The 17,475-nt window shown below is 39.3% G+C and carries 16 protein-coding genes; 4 read left to right on the forward strand and 12 right to left on the reverse strand.

Annotation, left to right across the window (positions count from 1 at the left end; genetic code table 11):
• Positions 1-53 precede the first annotated feature (53 nt).
• The 3 genes from VXM68_RS03500 to VXM68_RS03510 form a co-directional block, all read right to left on the reverse strand.
• A complete protein-coding gene (locus tag VXM68_RS03500) occupies positions 54-923 on the reverse strand; it encodes a cupin-like domain-containing protein (protein WP_294185278.1) in 870 nt (289 codons plus the stop codon).
• A 328-nt stretch (positions 924-1,251) separates the two neighbouring features.
• On the reverse strand, positions 1,252-2,022 hold the full coding sequence (locus VXM68_RS03505) for a uroporphyrinogen-III synthase (RefSeq protein ID WP_293957119.1): 771 nt from the start codon (positions 2,020-2,022) through the stop codon (positions 1,252-1,254).
• A 10-nt stretch (positions 2,023-2,032) separates the two neighbouring features.
• Positions 2,033-3,007, reverse strand: a complete 975-nt coding sequence (locus VXM68_RS03510; RefSeq protein ID WP_293957121.1) for a DUF4271 domain-containing protein — start codon at positions 3,005-3,007, stop codon at positions 2,033-2,035.
• Between the two features lie 121 nt (positions 3,008-3,128).
• Between VXM68_RS03510 and VXM68_RS03515 the strand changes: the two genes are divergently transcribed.
• Positions 3,129-3,713, forward strand: a complete 585-nt coding sequence (locus VXM68_RS03515; RefSeq protein WP_367210465.1) for a DNA-3-methyladenine glycosylase I — start codon at positions 3,129-3,131, stop codon at positions 3,711-3,713.
• 95 nt (positions 3,714-3,808) lie between these two features.
• On the opposite strand, the gene hpt is transcribed toward VXM68_RS03515, so the two are convergent.
• Together hpt and VXM68_RS03525 are read right to left on the reverse strand one after the other, a co-directional pair.
• On the reverse strand, positions 3,809-4,348 hold the full coding sequence (hpt, locus tag VXM68_RS03520; RefSeq protein WP_367210466.1) for a hypoxanthine phosphoribosyltransferase: 540 nt from the start codon (positions 4,346-4,348) through the stop codon (positions 3,809-3,811).
• A gap of 27 nt (positions 4,349-4,375) precedes the next feature.
• Positions 4,376-6,550 carry a transglycosylase domain-containing protein gene (locus VXM68_RS03525; protein ID WP_367210467.1) on the reverse strand — a complete coding sequence of 725 codons (2,175 nt, stop codon included), beginning with the start codon at positions 6,548-6,550 and terminating at the stop codon, positions 4,376-4,378.
• A gap of 292 nt (positions 6,551-6,842) precedes the next feature.
• On the opposite strand from VXM68_RS03525, the gene VXM68_RS03530 reads away from it, so the two are divergent.
• Positions 6,843-7,907, forward strand: a complete 1,065-nt coding sequence (locus tag VXM68_RS03530; RefSeq protein WP_293957128.1) for an Mrp/NBP35 family ATP-binding protein — start codon at positions 6,843-6,845, stop codon at positions 7,905-7,907.
• A gap of 84 nt (positions 7,908-7,991) precedes the next feature.
• Here the strand turns inward: VXM68_RS03530 and VXM68_RS03535 are convergent, their stop codons facing one another.
• The 6 genes from VXM68_RS03535 to VXM68_RS03560 form a co-directional block, all read right to left on the reverse strand.
• On the reverse strand, positions 7,992-8,759 hold the full coding sequence (locus tag VXM68_RS03535) for an exodeoxyribonuclease III (protein WP_293957130.1): 768 nt from the start codon (positions 8,757-8,759) through the stop codon (positions 7,992-7,994).
• A gap of 74 nt (positions 8,760-8,833) precedes the next feature.
• A complete protein-coding gene (locus tag VXM68_RS03540; protein ID WP_294348308.1) occupies positions 8,834-9,592 on the reverse strand; it encodes a peptidylprolyl isomerase in 759 nt (252 codons plus the stop codon).
• Between the two features lie 55 nt (positions 9,593-9,647).
• Positions 9,648-9,995 carry a hypothetical protein gene (locus tag VXM68_RS03545; RefSeq protein WP_294185269.1) on the reverse strand — a complete coding sequence of 116 codons (348 nt, stop codon included), beginning with the start codon at positions 9,993-9,995 and terminating at the stop codon, positions 9,648-9,650.
• Positions 9,992-10,438, reverse strand: coding sequence for a low molecular weight protein-tyrosine-phosphatase (locus tag VXM68_RS03550; RefSeq protein WP_293957135.1), 447 nt, complete (start codon positions 10,436-10,438; stop codon positions 9,992-9,994). The genes VXM68_RS03545 and VXM68_RS03550 overlap by 4 nt, the downstream gene beginning before the upstream one ends.
• A 404-nt stretch (positions 10,439-10,842) precedes the next feature.
• Positions 10,843-12,075, reverse strand: a complete 1,233-nt coding sequence (locus tag VXM68_RS03555; RefSeq protein WP_367210468.1) for a trypsin-like peptidase domain-containing protein — start codon at positions 12,073-12,075, stop codon at positions 10,843-10,845.
• On the reverse strand, positions 12,036-12,395 hold the full coding sequence (locus VXM68_RS03560) for a hypothetical protein (protein ID WP_367210469.1): 360 nt from the start codon (positions 12,393-12,395) through the stop codon (positions 12,036-12,038). The genes VXM68_RS03555 and VXM68_RS03560 overlap by 40 nt, the downstream gene beginning before the upstream one ends.
• Positions 12,396-12,625: 230 nt before the next feature.
• On the opposite strand from VXM68_RS03560, the gene dapF reads away from it, so the two are divergent.
• The gene (gene dapF / locus VXM68_RS03565) at positions 12,626-13,405 is read left to right on the forward strand and encodes a diaminopimelate epimerase (protein WP_367210470.1); all 780 of its coding nucleotides are present in this window, start codon (positions 12,626-12,628) and stop codon (positions 13,403-13,405) included.
• A 144-nt stretch (positions 13,406-13,549) separates the two neighbouring features.
• Positions 13,550-16,435 carry a DEAD/DEAH box helicase gene (locus VXM68_RS03570; protein WP_294348314.1) on the forward strand — a complete coding sequence of 962 codons (2,886 nt, stop codon included), beginning with the start codon at positions 13,550-13,552 and terminating at the stop codon, positions 16,433-16,435.
• 14 nt (positions 16,436-16,449) lie between these two features.
• On the opposite strand, the gene VXM68_RS03575 is transcribed toward VXM68_RS03570, so the two are convergent.
• On the reverse strand, positions 16,450-17,256 hold the full coding sequence (locus VXM68_RS03575) for an AraC family transcriptional regulator (protein ID WP_293957141.1): 807 nt from the start codon (positions 17,254-17,256) through the stop codon (positions 16,450-16,452).
• Positions 17,257-17,475: the final 219 nt, after the last annotated feature.

The following is a 17,475-nucleotide window of genomic DNA, read 5'->3' on the forward strand; positions in this document are numbered from 1 at the left end:
GGACACCAAACTAAACAGAAAGGGGACATTGCATTTGGTGTCCCCTTTCTATATCAACGTGCTTTTCTTTTTATCGCGTTATTAGCACGACGTTTCGCTGTATTAATTTTATAATTGAACCAATGTCCCTTGAAGATCTTTCGCATTGTATTATCAAAATGTCTTGTGATAAACAAATTGCGTGCGCCCTTCAATTTCTCGCTGATTGAATTTGCTAAAGCCCTAACGGAAATTGAATACCCCTCCGTTTCATATTGAATATAATGCCACCATCCTGCGGGCATATATAGAGTCTCTCCAGGGTGAATAACTGCCTCATAGCCATCCAAATACTTAATTCCAGGATATTCCTCTACATTACTGTATTTTGGATTGGCAATACTATGAAAATTGTATGGCAATTTGTACATCAAATCAGATTGATCATTTGGAAAAAGCCAAATACGCTTTAACCCCTGAAATTGAGAGATAAACACATGTGACATATCAATATCGAAATGATTACGGGTACTCGAACCTTCACCACCAAAAAACATAAATGGCAACCATTGCAACACCTTGCCACCTGTGACATCGTTATAAATAACGTCATTTTTCAGTTCGGGACGAATTTTAAGCAGATTGAACAAAAACAACCGTAACTCCGTAGGTTCTTTTGTAATCAGATCCAAATACTCAGCAAATGTCATCTGGCCAACAGGAGCGCTGGCAGCACGGTCCATCGATTCCTCCTCTTTTCCGTAGACATCTATTTTTATATCTCCTGCAATTTCTTTAAAGTAATCATAACTCCATTTCTTCCACGCTGGACTTTCTGCACTTATAAAATCTGATATAATGACAGGAAAACCTGGTTTCAGATAATTTTTTAGGAAGTCCTCTGATCGAATGCCCGAAATTTTATCAACTTGCTTTAACTTCACGACTGATTAATTTTGCTTAATTACAAACATAAAAAAATATTTCTACCAAATTTCAAAAATACCACCTATGCGTTATTTTACATAGAATGAATTATACCAAGCAATTTAACAGAAATATACTTAAAATCTCAATGACCTTCGTCATTTTATTATATTTTAACACCTCCGATTCAGCTGAACATCATCTCATAGCTCAATAAACCAACATAAGAAACCTTCTGTTTAACGATCTATGCCCCCCAACAGCGCTTCGCTTGCTAAGCGCTCTATAAATAACAAAAAAAAGGGTCTTAAAAACCCTTTTTCATATTTACCTTTTGCAAGGCTATTATTTATTTACCTTTTTGATGTATTCTTCAACAGCCATAGTCATACTAGGAGCCTTTGGCGTTGGAGCAGGAATATCTAAAATCAATCCATGATCCAAAAGTGCCTGCTGAGTAGAAGCACCGAATGCTGCAATCCTTGTATTATTCTGTTTAAAATCTGGGAAGTTATCATATAAAGACTGTACGCTGGAAGGACTAAAGAATACGATAACATCGTAAAAAACATCTTTTAGGTCACTCAAATCACTTACAACAGTTCTAAAAAGCACAGCTGGTGTAAATTTATAGCCGTTTTGCTGTAACCAATTCCTTGTCTCCTCATTGGCTACATCCGAACATGGAAATAAGAAATTCTCACTTTTGTGTTTTTTCAATACGTCTTCAAGGTCTTTCGCCGTCTGTTTACCAAAGAAAATTTTCCGTTTCCGATATTGAATGTACTTTTGAAGATAAAGTGCAATGGTCTCCGAAATGCAGAAATACTTCATCTCCGCAGATACTTCAAATCGCATCTCTTCGCAAACTCTAAAATAATGATCTACAGCATTTCTACTTGTAAATATTACGGCAGAATAATCTGCCAAATTCACTTTATCCCTACGCACATCTTTGGCAGGAACTCCCTCTACGTGTATAAAACCTCGAAAATCTAATTTTAACCCGTATTTCTTTGCTAAATCATAATAAGGGGACTTATCGTTTTCAGGTTTCGGTAAAGTTACCAGTACACTTTTTACCTTCTTTGCTCTTTCTACGTCTGAAGTTTGCATATAACCACTTTTAGCTCAATAATCTTAATAGTATTAATATTGGTGCTATTTCTAGGCAACAAAGGTACAAAATTAAATAGGAAATTGAAAATTTATACATCGACATAATATGAGCCGCTGTCTTAAGAAAGCGGTAGCAAAAAAGTAATGCCGCTCCAACAATGGCCAAGTGCAGTACAACACCTACCGATGTTGAGGGTACAAGACTCAATATTAAAAGTACAGGAAGCATTAAAAAAAGTGTATTGAAATAAATCAGATACAATACAGTCACATATTCCTTTACCAACTTCCTAATTTCAAACACAAAGGATAGAAATCGAATAAATCCGATTTTTAACGCAAATAAGCCTCCAACCATCGCCACCGTCTTCATATAATTGGAGAACGTGATAAAATCAAATCTATCTAATTCATATGCATAGAATAGACTTACAAATAAACCCAATGCGCCTGAAAATAATATGAATAGAAAAATAAAAGGCCATGATGTTAAGATTGTATCCTCTTTGCTTACCGATAGCAACACCCGATCATCCCAATAACCCTGAAAAACCAATTTGATATCAGAAGGGAAAAATATCCGAATCATCCCAACACCAAAAATTAATGCAAGAACCGTGAAAAGAATCCAATTTTCCCGGTGCACTTTAAGTGTCCCATATTGTCTATCCAACTTGCTAGTTCGCCATTCTCCTTGAAAATATTGCTGCACATCGAAGTTATAAATATTATGAACCATCAACCCCTCCCTTTCCACTGTTACGATTCGATATTGATCCTGTAACGCTGGATTCAAGGATACCAAGACTTTCTCGTTAGGTGTTAAAAGCGAATCCTTTACAACATGCGTACTATCAATCCCAATTGTGCTACCGTCCTGCACAACGTCTCGATAAGTACGCCCCTGCGCATTCAATTTTGTTATTGCGAATAAAAGAAATAGTACAAATAGAATATGATATTTGAAGATAGCTGCGTTCATTAAAATGAATTGTCTTTAACGGCAATGAAATATTCAAGAACCGTCTATAATCGAAACTCTTTAATTGTGGTCGTAAAGTTAGGATAAAAAGTTATATTGCATTCAAAAATCTTTATAGAACATGCACAAAGAAACCACACGCTGCCAATGGTGCGGATCTGATGAACAATATGTTGCCTATCACGATAAAGAATGGGGCCGACAAGTCAAAGATGATAAAACCTTATTCGAGTTTTTGGTATTAGAATCAGCACAAGCGGGATTAAGCTGGATTACTATCTTACGTCGAAGAAAAGCATACCAAGAAGCTTTTGCTAACTTTGATGTCGATCAGGTAGCAACCTACAGTAATGAAAATGTAGAACAGTTGCTCGCCGACTCTGGGATTATAAAACATCGCAATAAGATTGAGTCAACCATCACAAATGCGAAACTTTTCAAAAAAGTACAGACCGAACATGGCAGCTTTTACAACTATTTATACAGCTTCCTGCCCGAACAGCAGCCCATCGTAAACCATTGGTCAAGTTTACAACAAGTACCAGCTACTACCGATATTTCTGATAAAATCGCTAAGGATATGAAGAAAAAAGGTTTTAAGTTTTTTGGATCTACCATCTGCTATGCTTATATGCAAGCCGTTGGAATGGTGAATGACCATGTTGAAACTTGTTATTTTAAATATCCTGCAGATGCAGTATCCTAAACCCCAAAAAAGTGCACTGCAATGTGAAATAGCGCAGTGCACTGAAAATCAAAAAAGCCTTCTTTTTTTCAGCCTCATAGTAGACCCGATTTTTTCTAACCAGGTATGTTTTTATAGATATCCGGCAGATTCCGACCTAGCCCATTAAAGTCCATGCCATACCCGACCACAAATTCTTTACTTATTTCAAACCCAACATAGTTCAATTCTTCGAAATGATACTGCAGCGCGTCAGGTTTCACCAAAAGCGCACAGGCAATGACACTCGCCGGATTTAATTTTTTTACTGCATCCAACGTATGTTTGAGTGAATGCCCAGAGTCGACAATATCTTCCACGATAATCACATCCCGCCCTTTCAGATCAATACCAAGACCTAAAAGCTCGTTTAACTCAGATTGGCCTGTTCCGATGTATGATGCCAACTTAATAAATGACATCTCGCACGGAACTTCAATTTGCTTGAGCAAGTCTGCCATAAACATAAAACATCCATTCAATACGCCTATAAAAACAGGCTGTTTATGCTCATAACGCAGACTGATATCGATACCCATCAGGCGAACACGCTTCTGAATCTGTTCCTCTTCAATGAGAGGTTCAAATAACAATCCGTCAATTTCTATGTTTTTCATGCTATTATTAATCTTTCATAACACACACTACTTTTGTGCATCTTTATCTTTTTCTTCTTTTTTACGTCCCAATATCTTGTCAAATAACGATCGCTTTGGCTTATCCTGCTCACCGCTTTCCTCGTCCTTCTTTTCCGTGAGATCCATTTTGTTTAATTTCTTTGGAACAGATACATTTTCGAGATCCTCGGCAGGAGAGCTGCCATCAAGACGATCGAACAACAGCGGATCTTCTCCCATATCGAATATATCGACAGAATCTACCACAGCCGGTCTTGCTGCACGCAATTGAGGCTGCAGAACAACCTCATAAAATCCATAATTTGAGGTTGTTGAATCCACGCTAATCTGCCCGGTTTTCGTCATAATATGACCGTAAGTATTAAAATACCGCAACATACTTCCTTTTAAGTGACCTGTCCAGTCAAAAAAGTTCAATCCTTTTTTGGGTCGCGGAACAATACTTGACAAAAATATACTCTCTCCAAGGCCTAATTGTGCCGGAGTTTTTCCAAAATAATAGCGCGCAGCTTCAGTTATGCCATAGACATTATTTCCCCATTCGATGACATTGAGATAAACCTCGTACATGCGCTTTTTGCTCACTTGCTGGGAGCGCTCCATCAGCCATACCAACAGAATCTCCTCCAACTTCCGCACAACCGTCTTATTGCGATTTAGAAAAACATTTTTCACCAGTTGCATTGATATCGTGCTGGCTCCGCGCTTAAATCCCTTTTCCTTGATGTTTGTAACAATCGACAATTTAAAAGCCTTCTCCTCGAATCCCTTGTGCTTAAAGAAAAATGGATCCTCGGTATTGATCAAGCTAATTTGCATATACCGGGAGATTTGATCGATAGGCGTAAAATTGCGATTCTGAGGGCCCACAACGATCTCCCGCATCGGCTTGCCATCTTCATAAGCGGTATACGTAAAAGGTGTGTTTAACATTGCAATATTAGCCTCTCCCCATTTCACTACCTTTAAATCCTTATCATCCATTTTAGAAGAGAAAAGGAGATTTTCAGGTTTCCTAAATTCAAAAGCAAAATTCAGGTCGTATTGAATATGCCCCTCCACCTGAATACCTTCTAGACCAGGAAACAATCCAACTGGCATAGCATCAAAAAAGTGTTGGGCCTGTATTTTATTCGTGTGAATGGCCAAAAAAAGCTCTTTCTCAGGCTTATGAACATATTTAACGTAGGGAGAAAATACAAAATCTTTAACCTTTACCGTGCTTTCTTTGCTTACTTCGAGCGACGACGCTCCGATATTCAGGGCCCCTTGCATTTGGGCCTCAGGAAAGATCACATCTTTACTAGAAATACGCCGATGGTTTACTTTTAAATTTTTAAAACCCCATTGCCCATGCAGTTCCAGCAATTCTTTATTTCTTCTGTGTGCCTTGTCCAATCGGAAGGATATTTCATCAAAACTTACAGCAAGACCAAATTTGCGCTGCAATAGGGGAAGATTTACGCCCTTTTTATCAGAAAAAAGACGGAGATCGCATTCTTGATTATCCGAATCAATTGTTCCCGTCAGATTCCAGGCGGCCTCATGATCGTTTAACAAAAATTTAGTTTCCATATCACCGCCATCGATCACAGCAGAAGGAATAACAACACGTTGTGAAGTGCTGTCATCACGATAAGAAAGTTCAAAGCTCTTCAGATCGAGATCGTTGGGAATCTTAAAAAACACATTTTTCAACAATCGATCTGCCAAAGCGGCCAGATTCTGTTTCGGATTATCGTTTTCTATTGTGTCTTTCTTCTGCTTTCTAAATAGAAAATCATAGTTACTAATTGAATCCTTTTTTATAAGAGAAACCGTACCGTGATCTAAAATAACTTGTCCTAACTTCACATCCCCGAATAATAAAGGCCATAATTTTACAGATACTGTCAGATCATTAATTTGAGCCAATTGGTCTCTATTTTTGGGCAATAGTTGGATATTCTTAAACTGTACAGCATTAATTCCACGGAAAGCATAGTATTGGATCTTCAAATCCAAATCATATTTTTCAAGCAACTTCGCTTTTGCTTTGTTGATTACCCCCATGAGCATCGCATCTCTTTTTTGATAAGCATACGCGCCTACTGCAAACGCCAAAACCAAAATAGCAGCTAAAGAGATATAAAGCCATCGCCATTTGCGGGACTTAAAAGATGTTATAAATCGATTGGACATAATTATTACTAAATGCAAATTCGTGCATATCAACAGTCAAACTTAGATAAATTTGGCTGTATATACAATTATAATTCACGGAAACGATGGTCGCTTTATACGCAGCTTCAGCAAGACAAATTTATTGATAAAACGCATTAATTACATAAAAATAAAAATGTTCCAAAAAAGCTGTCTTTCCTAAAAGCCAGCCCTATATACAATAATTTTAATCCCATTAAAAACAGAGAAATGACATGAAATTGATCCGCAATGAGTAGTTTTGTAATCCATGATTACAAATGAACAATAGATGGTTACCAAAGAACAAATATTAAATGCATTATCCTATGTGGAAGAGCCTGATTTGAAAAAGGATCTTGTCACATTGAATATGATTCAAAATATCGGGATCGAAGGTGAAAAAATTTCTTTCGATGTCATTCTAACTACTCCGGCTTGTCCGCTTAAGGACCATATTGAGCACGCATGCCGAAATGCCATCGCTCATTTCATCGACAAAAATCTCGAAGTTCAGATCAACATGACTTCCAATGTGATCGGGAAACAAGGCGCACAGGTTTCAGGCATTAAAAACATCATCCTGGTCTCCTCAGGGAAAGGAGGAGTTGGAAAGTCAACTGTTGCCGCCAATTTGGCGCTTGCCCTCCAGGCTAAAGGAGCTAAAACAGGACTTTTAGACGCTGATATTTATGGGCCATCACTTCCGATTATGTTTGGCCTAGAAGGTGCTAAACCCGGATCAGTAGAAATGCCTGATGGACAGGTTAAAATTGAACCGCTTGAAAAATTTGGACTAAAATTACTGTCGATCGGATTTTTCACCGACCCAAACCAGCCTATCCCATGGCGTGGCCCCATGACCACCTCTGCAATCAAGCAACTCTTTAATGATGCACACTGGGGTGAACTCGATTATCTAGTGGTCGATATGCCTCCAGGTACAGGCGACATTCATATTACCGTATCACAAACTTTCCCGATTGCAGGTGCAGTGATCGTCACTACGCCGCAGCAAGTTGCCCTAGCTGACGCTGTCAAAGGTATCGGTATGTTTTTAATGGATAGTATCAATATCCCGTTACTGGGCGTGGTGGAGAATATGGCTTATTTTACACCAGCAGAGCTTCCTGATAATAAATATTATATTTTTGGAAAAGACGGCGGAAAAAGGTTAGCTGAAGAATATAAAGTACCTTTCCTTGGTGAGATACCACTATTAAAAGGTATTTCTGATGCTGGAGATAATGGATTCCCCATTGCGATAGACAACGAAGATCCTGTAACAAAATCATTTCTCACGATTGCAGAAAAAGTTGCTCAGCAGCTTTCCATCATTCATAGTCAGTTAAAATAGCTATTCAAAGGCAGTGATGCCGCTGTCAATCATACAAAAAGGCTTTCATGGGTATGAAAGCCTTTTTGTATGATTGACATTTTATTAGAGCGCCAGCTCTAATACTACGGGGCAATGATCGGAATGCACAGCATCCGGCAATATACTGGAAGATTTAATATGATCGGCCAAAGGCTTAGAAACCATATTATAATCGATGCGCCAACCCAAATTCTTTGCGCGCGCTCCAGCACGATAACTCCACCAGGTATACTGGTGCGGATCTGGATTTAGATGGCGAAAAGAGTCAATATAACCCGAATTAATAAAATTTTCCATCCATTCACGCTCTTCTGGAAGAAAGCCCGAAGAGTTCGCATTTGATTTTGGATTATGAATATCGATCGCACGATGGCAAATATTATAATCACCGCAGACAACTAGATTCGGCTTTTCCACCAAAAGCTTATCGCTATACAACTGAAAATCCTTTAAAAAACGGTATTTAAAATCCTGTCTTACGTCTCCGGTTGTACCCGAAGGAAAATAAGTACTCATCACCGATAGTTGATCAAAATCAGCACGGATAATACGACCTTCAAAATCATAATCCTCATGACCACAACCGTACTCGATATGCTTAGGCGTCATCTTAGTAAACAAGGCAACTCCGCTATAGCCCTTCTTTTGTGCTGGATACCAGTAATGCTCATAACCCATCTCCTCCAATAGGGCAACTTCGGGAATCTGATCAGGCGTAGCCTTAATCTCCTGAAGGCAGATGACATCTGCATTTACAGCTTTCAACCAGCCCAACCAATCCTTCTTTAAGGCTGCACGCAAACCATTCACATTATAAGTTACTATTTTCATTGTTTATTGTTGTGATGCTAGATTATAGAAAAAAGAAAACTTATCAATCCCTGATATATTATTTCCACATAACATTAGTAGTCCTTTGAAGAGAACAAATCACCAATCTTTGAAAAGATACCCGTTTGAGGCTTTAAACCTTTGAGTTCCCGCTCCAAGTTTAATGCTTCTCGTCTCGTAAGTACATGCATGGTCATTTTTTGATCCGTCTCCGGCCTATCATGCTGATCTGTCTTTACCGCCGCAATCTGATCGATAACATCTACACCTTTGACCAGCTCACCAAATACGGTATAATTCCAATCTAAATGGGGTGCACCACCAATAGTGGTGTACACCTGACGTTGGGTTTCAGAAAACTTCTTGCCATTCATTCGGGTCTGCTCTAACCGATTGAGATCTTCAGGACTAAATACCTTTCCCTGAACAAGGTAAAACTGAGATCCCGACGAAGCTTTTTCAGGATTATTATCCCGGGCAGCTCCGATAGCACCTTTTTTGTGAAATAAACCATCCTGAATCTCCGCAGGAATGGTGTATCCTGGGCCTCCATTACCCAACTGTGCTCCGCCAACCGCATTTTTTGAGTCAGGATCACCGCCCTGAATCATAAAATTTTGAATGACGCGGTGGAAAAGCGTCCCATCATAATATTGGCTTTTTGCCAATTTGACAAAGTTATCCCGATGTTTTGGCGTTTCATTATACAGCCGCACAACACAGATGCCCTTCTCAGTAACGATCTGTACATATTTAAATTCAGGTTTAGCCGCAAATGCCAAAACCTGTAAAAAGCAGAATACTGCAATTAAACTAGCTTTTAAAAATTTCATGTGTTGATGGTTCTACGTTCCCAATTGAACTTTTATTTTTCTCTTGATGTGATCGCTAGATAACATTTAATTCCTCAAAATAATCGATGATCAGCGACTTCATAATCAGTTCTTGTTCCAAAAGTGTATAGTTGGGAATTGGTTTTATTAATTGCCAATGCGGCCATCCCTCCTCATCAAGGCCTTTCAGCGTATAAAATCCCATCGCACTGAAAAGACGGCAGGTGGCAATATGCATCAATTCTTCTTTTTCCCGTTTCGAGAATTTCTGGGCACCCTTGCCCAATTCCTGAACACCAATGAGAAATAAACACACCTTGATGTCTGGTTTTTCCATATCAAATAGTGCCGCAATCTCATCCTGCAAGATACTCCATTTCTTGTTAACTTCAGCTGCCTTCATTTTTTTGATTTAATCAAACTAGCCATCACCTCTGCACTACGTTGGTCAATCATCTGAAAAACCGGATCAAACAAATTATCATCAAAATATGGATCGGGAACAATATCGTCGCCTAAAAATAGTTTAACCTTGTTCAGATCCGCTTTATCTACAACCTGGGCACAAACATCTGCATAATTCTGTCTATCCATGACAAATATTAGATCATATTCACCAAAAAACTGTGGTTTAAAATGCCGAGCCCGCTGACCAGATATATCGATACCGTATTTCTTGGCAACTGCGATCGCCCTATGATCAGGTGCTTCACCAATGTGCCAATCACCTGTACCAGCCGATTCAACGACCCAGTTTAATTGTTGATCCAATGCCTTTTGCTTCAATATACCGTGTGCAAGGGGTGAACGACAGATATTCCCCAAACAAACCATTAAAATCTTCATTTCTATAACGTTTAAAAAGCTATACAATAAATACCACGACTGCTATGGAATTCGACTAATTCCGTAAAAACTCAATTAAATCAACGAGTCACTCCGTCGATTCATCAATAGCACAATAGTAGTAGATTGCAATTCCAAAAATTCTGTGCTTATCAAGTGCCGAATTCCTGCTGTATTTTCGTTCCGCAAAATAGCTAAACTAAAATTATTAACGAAACAACCCGCTTAAAAGTGACCAACTTCTTACCAAACCATGGTTTTCTAATACCCTAACGCTTCTCCCAACCCTTATAAAAGAGAATCAATGTACCGTTAGCAGTTTTTCCGAACCAAAAAAAAGGTGGCCTAACCTAACGGCTAGAGCCACCTAAACTATATTAATCAACCAATTCTTAACTCAATGCTTAATATTCTACTGGGAAGCTCAATTGAACAGCACCACCTTGAGGCGACACACCTTTCAAACGTACAATATTACGTTGTGTTGCTCCTAAAGCGGCTTCAACATCATCAACTGAATTAACAGCCTTTCCGTTAACCTCAGTAATAACTAATCCGCGCTCTACACCGAAGTAATCAAAGATACCACCACGGTTCACCTGAGTGACAACAACGCCGGAGTTCACACCCAATTCCTTTTTCTTCTGAGCCGATGCAGGAATAAAGCTTGCTCCTAATTTGTTATAAATTTCGGTTGCACTTTTCGAAGCTTTTCCGCCAGCATTCTCAGACTTCAACGAATCTTCTCCTTTCAATGTCATCGTAACCTGTTTTTCCTTACCATCTCGTTTGTAAGTCACATTTACTTTATCTCCAGGACGCGCACGACCTATAGTTTCACTTAAAACAGGTGAACCTGTAATCACTTTCCCATTAATTTTGGACAGTATATCACCTTTCTTGATACCTGCAGCCTCAGCAGCACCACCAGCTACGACATCCTGAACATAAAGGCCATCAACATCTGCAAAACCCTTCTCTTTCGCCAATTCAGGGGTTATTTCAGTATAAGTTACCCCGATGTAACCACGTTTTACATTACCGTATTCAACAAAGTCATCAACAATTTTCTTTACCAAATTGACAGGAATCGCAAAACCATAACCCGCATAGGTACCTGTTGGAGAAGCAATAGCGGAATTAATTCCGATCAATTCACCCGAAGCATTCGTTAAAGCGCCGCCACTATTCCCCCTATTAATTACTGCATCTGTCTGAATAAAAGATTCAATCGCTGAACTGACAGGAATTTGGTCTTGCCCCCCACCAAATGGGTTACCACGTTGTTGTTGACCTTCACTTAAAATGCCGATCTGACGACCTTTCGCACTAATGATACCTGCAGTCACGGTAGACTGAAGTCCAAGTGGATAGCCAAAAGCCAATACCCATTCACCAACATTGACATTATCTGAGTTACCTAATTTAACCACAGGAAGCCCCTTGCCCGACACCTTCAATAAAGCTAAGTCGGTATTTGGATCACGTCCGATCAATTTGGCTTCAAATGTTCGCTTATCTGTTAATACAACTTCAATCTTGTCTGCATCTTCCACCACATGGTTGTTGGTTACAATATAACCATCATCTGAGATAATTACACCTGATCCAGATGCTTGTACCGGTTGCGACTGCATTTGACGTCGCCCCCCCCTTGTGGCATGCCAAAAAACTCTTCAAACATGTCAAACGGAGAACCCTGAGATTGTTGTGATCCCTTACGGCTATATGTGGTTTTAATATGTACAACACCCGGTGACACAGCCGCAGCAGCCTGGGTAAAATCAGGATTACCTGTAGAGGACATTACTCCTGTTGGATTATTTGCAAAATAAACCTTTTGTTTGTCTTCGAAAGACAGACCATCAAACTTCTTATTCTCAATAAGCTTGTAACCTCCTAATGCTACCGCTCCACCGAAAACAGCTGTTAATAGCGTTAAACCGACCTTATTCATAAACTTATTTCTATTTTAAAATGTCTTAATATAAGCTGATAATTTTTGCTCTTAAAATTACCGATTTTATTCGGATATGTCCAAATGTAATACCATTTCGAAACCTTCGGAAAATAAGACACGTTAAAAAATGTTAATTACTAGACAAATGCAAGCATTTTAACAAATCTTAACTTTATCACGTTTTTTTGTAACAAAAAAACGTACTTTTGTTACTAAAAATCAACAAAATGGCAACAAAAGTAAGATTCTCCAAATACCAAGGAGCAGGCAATGATTTCATCTTAGTAGACAATCGCCACAATGCATTTGACAGAGCAGACGAAGCATTGGTAGCGAAGCTATGTGACCGCCGGTTTGGTATTGGAGCTGACGGGCTGATGCTCTTACAGCAGAACGAGAATTACGATTTTGAGATGATTTACTTTAATGCAGATGGTAGAGAAGGAAGCATGTGTGGTAATGGAGGCCGTTGTATTGTCGCTTTTGCTCGCGACCTTGGCATTATTACTGACAAAACTGTCTTTTTGGCAGTAGACGGTATACACCATGCCTCTTTAGCGGAAGATCTTGTCAATCTCCAAATGATCAACGTGCATGATTTTGCCCGCGATGGAGACGCCTACCTGTTACAAACAGGTTCTCCACATTATGTTGAATTTGCAAAAAATCTCGCACATAAGAATGTCTATCAAGACGGCTACGCCATTCGTAATAACGCGACATATGGAACGGAAGGCATCAATGTAAATTTCATTGAAGCTGAAGGAGATGGTTATTTCCTGCGTACTTTTGAACGCGGTGTCGAAGACGAAACCTATGCCTGCGGCACCGGTGCTACTGCGGCAGCCATGGCCGTCGCCCTGCAGCAGAATCTCACAGGCGATATTCATATTCCTATCCGTGTATTAGGAGGGCAGCTTTATATCTCCTTCCATAAAGATGGTCAGCATTTCACAAAGGTATTCTTAAAAGGGCCGGCGCAGTTTGTCTTCGAGGGCAACTACTAGGTTTCTACTATCAATCAACACTAATCGTTTTCAGAATTTTCAATCCAAGCATGTCAATTTTTAAAATTTCATCGGGCAAATTGCGAGTAATGGTATATTTTATTGTATATTAGATACCTTTATTTACAAGGTCCGCTATCTTTAATGCAACAGTCAAAGTCATTTCCAGTATATAAAATCGTTTATTCCATATGTGAGCACCCTTATCTCGGCTATCTCATTGAGCCACACATGGTCCAACTCAATCCCAATGGGACTTACTCACTCCGATATCAACGCATATTTAGTAACACTGTCGGTGCCTACGCCGCCGAATTAGATGAGGTAGATTACAAACTCATTCGACTGCTTGATGAAATTGAACAAACACACCTCATCAAAAAATACTACAAAAAAGCGATCAGACCTGTAGATTTCTTTTCCAAAGTTTTTGATAAAAAGCTCTATGAACTCCTTCGTCCTAAAATAGATGAAAAAATGATTCAATTTTTTGAAGCTGTTGGAGACAAACCATTCTTTATGATGAGCAAAGATGGATATCCTGCAGATCAAGAAATTAAACTGGCCACATCCCCGGCCTCAATACTTTTTCATTTCCGTCGAAACGAAGAAGAAACGCGCTATTTCCCGACCATCAAATACGAAAATCAGCGTTTGGAGTTTATGTTCAAAAACGCTATCGTGCTGACTAATGTACAAGCGTGGCTACTTTTAAATAATACCCTTTATTATTTCGATCAGCCCCTTGAAGGCAAAAAGCTTAGCCCCTTCCTGAATAAACGCTATATTTCTGTCGGTAGAAGCACTGAAAAAAAATATTTTGAAACATTTGTCTGTGGCTTGATAGAACGCTATCATGTTTATGCCGAAGGGTTCGACATTGAAACCCATCAGCATCAAGCAATTCCTATTCTTCATTTGATTTATATCGAAGATGGAGTTTCTCAACTTCAACTGCAATTTAAATACGGTAAACATACCTTTACAGCTGGTGCCGAAAATAAAGTTACTGTCCGCATGGTCTATCAGGAGGAAGACGATCATTATATTTTCCACCGTGTCAAACGATCTTTGCAATGGGAAGAACAACAGCATGAAAACTTAAAAAAGCTGGGGCTACAGGATTTTGACCTTCAACTCGGTTTATTGACACCAACGATAGCCGCTGGGAAACGACTTTCCATATTTGACTGGATAAATAATCACCAAGAACAACTGGAGAAACTTGGTTTTCAAATTGTACAAAATAATGAAGAAAAGCGTTTCTTCATAGGACAGACCTCGCTGGATATCTCCATTGAAGAAGACAATGATTGGTTTGATATCAGTGCTATCGCAAAATTTGGCCCTTACGAAATCCCATTTATTCAGCTGCGTAATCATATCCTCAATAACATTAAGGAATTTACTTTACCGAATGGAGAAATAGCCATGATTCCAGAAGAATGGTTTGCACAGTACAATCACCTATTTCAATTTTCTGCAGACCGCCATGAACTTAAATTAAATAAAGTACATATAGGCCTACTCTTTGAAATTAGCGAACATACGCAACTGGTATTTACCCGAAAACTTCAAAATCTGGCTAACTTCGAAGAAATTGCGGATATTCCCGAACCAAAACATTTCAAAGGAAATCTTCGTCCATACCAGAAGGCAGGATACAATTGGTTTAATTTTCTAAAGCAGTATAAATTTGGGGGCTGTCTTGCGGATGATATGGGCTTAGGCAAAACCATACAAACATTAGCCTTGTTGCAGCAACAAAAAGAACTGCTTCAGAATGAACAGGAGGTACGTACCTCGCTTTTGGTCTTACCGACTTCATTAGTATACAACTGGCAAAAAGAAGCACATCAATTTGCTCCACAGTTGAATATTCACCTTCATACTGGCAACAATCGCATCAAAGATTCCGCATTATTTTCAACATATGATTTGATAATAACCACTTACGGAATAGCGCGCATAGATGAAGAGATTTTAAGTAGCTATTATTTTAACTATATTATATTGGATGAAAGTCAGAACATTAAAAACCCGACATCCAAATCTTTCAAAGCCATAAAAAGCCTAAAGAGTAAAAATAAACTGGCCTTAAGTGGAACTCCAGTCGAAAATTCAGTTTCGGATCTTTGGGCTCAGATGCACTTCACCAATCCCGGACTGTTGGGTAGTTACACCTATTTCCAGAAGGAGTTTGTGCAGCCCATAGAAAAGAAAAAAGACGAAGAAAAAGCACAACGTCTCCAGGCGATTGTTAAACCGTTTATATTAAGACGTACAAAAGATCAGGTGGCAAAAGAATTACCGCCAAAGACCGAACAGGTACTCTACTGTGAGATGACAGAAAAACAGTCCGAACTTTACGAGAAGGTTAAATCTGAATATCGCAATGCAATCCTTGACGGACAATTGGAAAACAAACCAAAATCTAGCCAAATTGCACTTTTACAAGGCTTGACAAAGTTGCGGCAGTTAGCCAATCACCCCAGAATGGTGGATGAGAAATTCTCGGGCGATTCCGGTAAGTTCGAATCGGTCATTGAAACCCTAGAAATGGTGATGCAGAGAGGCAATAAAGTACTGATTTTCTCCCAGTTTGTAAAACAACTCAATATTTTCCGCCAGTATTTTGATCACAAAGGAATAAACTATGCCTACCTGGATGGCGGCACAAAAAATCGGGATGAAGCGGTCAGTCAGTTTCGTAAAAACAACGATACCAAGCTATTCCTTATTTCGATAAAGGCAGGTGGTGTGGGGCTTAATCTTATTGAAGCAGACTATGTTTTTATCCTAGACCCTTGGTGGAATCCGGCTGTGGAACAACAGGCCGTAGACCGCTCGCACCGCATCGGTCAAACGCGCAATGTCTTTATCTATAAATTTATCAGCAAAGATACCGTTGAAGAAAAGATATTAGCCTTACAGAATAGAAAGAAATCGATCGCACAAAGCCTGATCACAACCGAAGAAAGCTTTATCAAGTCACTTTCTCAGGAAGATCTGCAAGAGCTTTTAGCCTAATAAAATCGCGACTGCTATTTGTATCCATTAATCTTCGCCATATAAATCGATGGACGAATACCCGTCACCCGTGTAAAAATGTTGCTGAAAGAAGAGAGCTCGTTGTAACCCACACGGATGGCGATTTCGAGAATGGTGTAGTTATTTTCAGACATGAGTTCCAGGGCTTTCGCAATTCGTATAGCTCTTAAAAACCGAACATAACTGATGCCCATATCTTCTTTAAAAAGCCTCGATAAGGAGCGGCTACTCATTCCAAAACGCTCAGCAATCTGTTCAATGGTAAAGGACTGATCGATATTACTGTTGAGATACCTAGCCACACTTTTGAGCTTTTCACTTTTAGGATAGGGATGCTGCATCGGAAAAGCATCTATTGGTGAACTCGTATCTGGAATAATCGCCATCATCGCACGCAGGAGACAGTATTTAGAATAATTAGTCGTCTTACTCACCCCGCCAGCCCAATCTCGAGCAAATAAAAACATTTCACGCATCAAATCATTGCTTAGAAATATATTCGGCACCGAAAGCACAGACGGCATATCCGCCATTTCTTTAAAGTAAAAACTATACAGTGGAATACGAGAGCTTGTACTTTCCAGATGATAAGTGGTATTTGCCGGAATCCACATATAAAATCTTGCCGGCAAATACCAGTGCTTCGTTGCTGTAAATACATGAATAATGCCGCCTTCGGCGTAAAGCAGGCGCGCTTTTTTATGTTTATACTCGCGAGAATCAATACGATCGACATACAAGTGGTCGATATAAAAATTGTAATGCTCAGCATCAATCGCTGTAAGTTTGCCCTCTTCCATACCTCAAAATTACGTTATTCCGACAATATGGCGCAAATAAACAAATATCCGTCCGACTATACAAAACAAATCCTTTCCACCCTACTGTATCTTTGTGCGGGCCATATTCCCAAATAAGAAAGTCGATCGGAACTTAGCCCCCACCTTCAAGTAAAATGCATTGACAAATCGTGATGTAGCAGGTAACTCAGAATCGAATCTGGATCAGAATGCTAAAGT

It is taken from the genome of Sphingobacterium sp. R2, from assembly GCF_040760075.1.
GTDB lineage: Bacteria > Bacteroidota > Bacteroidia > Sphingobacteriales > Sphingobacteriaceae > Sphingobacterium.

Bases quoted from the DNA above. Each gene is read 5' to 3' on its own strand.
- VXM68_RS03545 (WP_294185269.1), bottom strand. From the start codon at position 9,995: ATGAAGGCAGCTGAAGTTAACAAGAAATGGAGTATCTTGCAGGATGAG.
- VXM68_RS03525 (WP_367210467.1), bottom strand. From the start codon at position 6,550: ATGTCCAATCGATTTATAACATCTTTTAAGTCCCGCAAATGGCGATGG.
- hpt (WP_367210466.1), bottom strand. From the start codon at position 4,348: ATGAAAAACATAGAAATTGACGGATTGTTATTTGAACCTCTCATTGAA.
- VXM68_RS03515 (WP_367210465.1), top strand. From the start codon at position 3,129: ATGCACAAAGAAACCACACGCTGCCAATGGTGCGGATCTGATGAACAA.
- VXM68_RS03505 (WP_293957119.1), bottom strand. From the start codon at position 2,022: ATGCAAACTTCAGACGTAGAAAGAGCAAAGAAGGTAAAAAGTGTACTG.
- dapF (WP_367210470.1), top strand. From the start codon at position 12,626: ATGGCAACAAAAGTAAGATTCTCCAAATACCAAGGAGCAGGCAATGAT.
- VXM68_RS03560 (WP_367210469.1), bottom strand. From the start codon at position 12,395: ATGAATAAGGTCGGTTTAACGCTATTAACAGCTGTTTTCGGTGGAGCG.
- VXM68_RS03555 (WP_367210468.1), bottom strand. From the start codon at position 12,075: ATGCAGTCGCAACCGGTACAAGCATCTGGATCAGGTGTAATTATCTCA.
- VXM68_RS03540 (WP_294348308.1), bottom strand. From the start codon at position 9,592: ATGAAATTTTTAAAAGCTAGTTTAATTGCAGTATTCTGCTTTTTACAG.
- VXM68_RS03550 (WP_293957135.1), bottom strand. From the start codon at position 10,438: ATGAAGATTTTAATGGTTTGTTTGGGGAATATCTGTCGTTCACCCCTT.
- VXM68_RS03510 (WP_293957121.1), bottom strand. From the start codon at position 3,007: ATGAACGCAGCTATCTTCAAATATCATATTCTATTTGTACTATTTCTT.
- VXM68_RS03575 (WP_293957141.1), bottom strand. From the start codon at position 17,256: ATGGAAGAGGGCAAACTTACAGCGATTGATGCTGAGCATTACAATTTT.
- VXM68_RS03570 (WP_294348314.1), top strand. From the start codon at position 13,550: ATGCAACAGTCAAAGTCATTTCCAGTATATAAAATCGTTTATTCCATA.
- VXM68_RS03530 (WP_293957128.1), top strand. From the start codon at position 6,843: ATGGTTACCAAAGAACAAATATTAAATGCATTATCCTATGTGGAAGAG.
- VXM68_RS03535 (WP_293957130.1), bottom strand. From the start codon at position 8,759: ATGAAAATAGTAACTTATAATGTGAATGGTTTGCGTGCAGCCTTAAAG.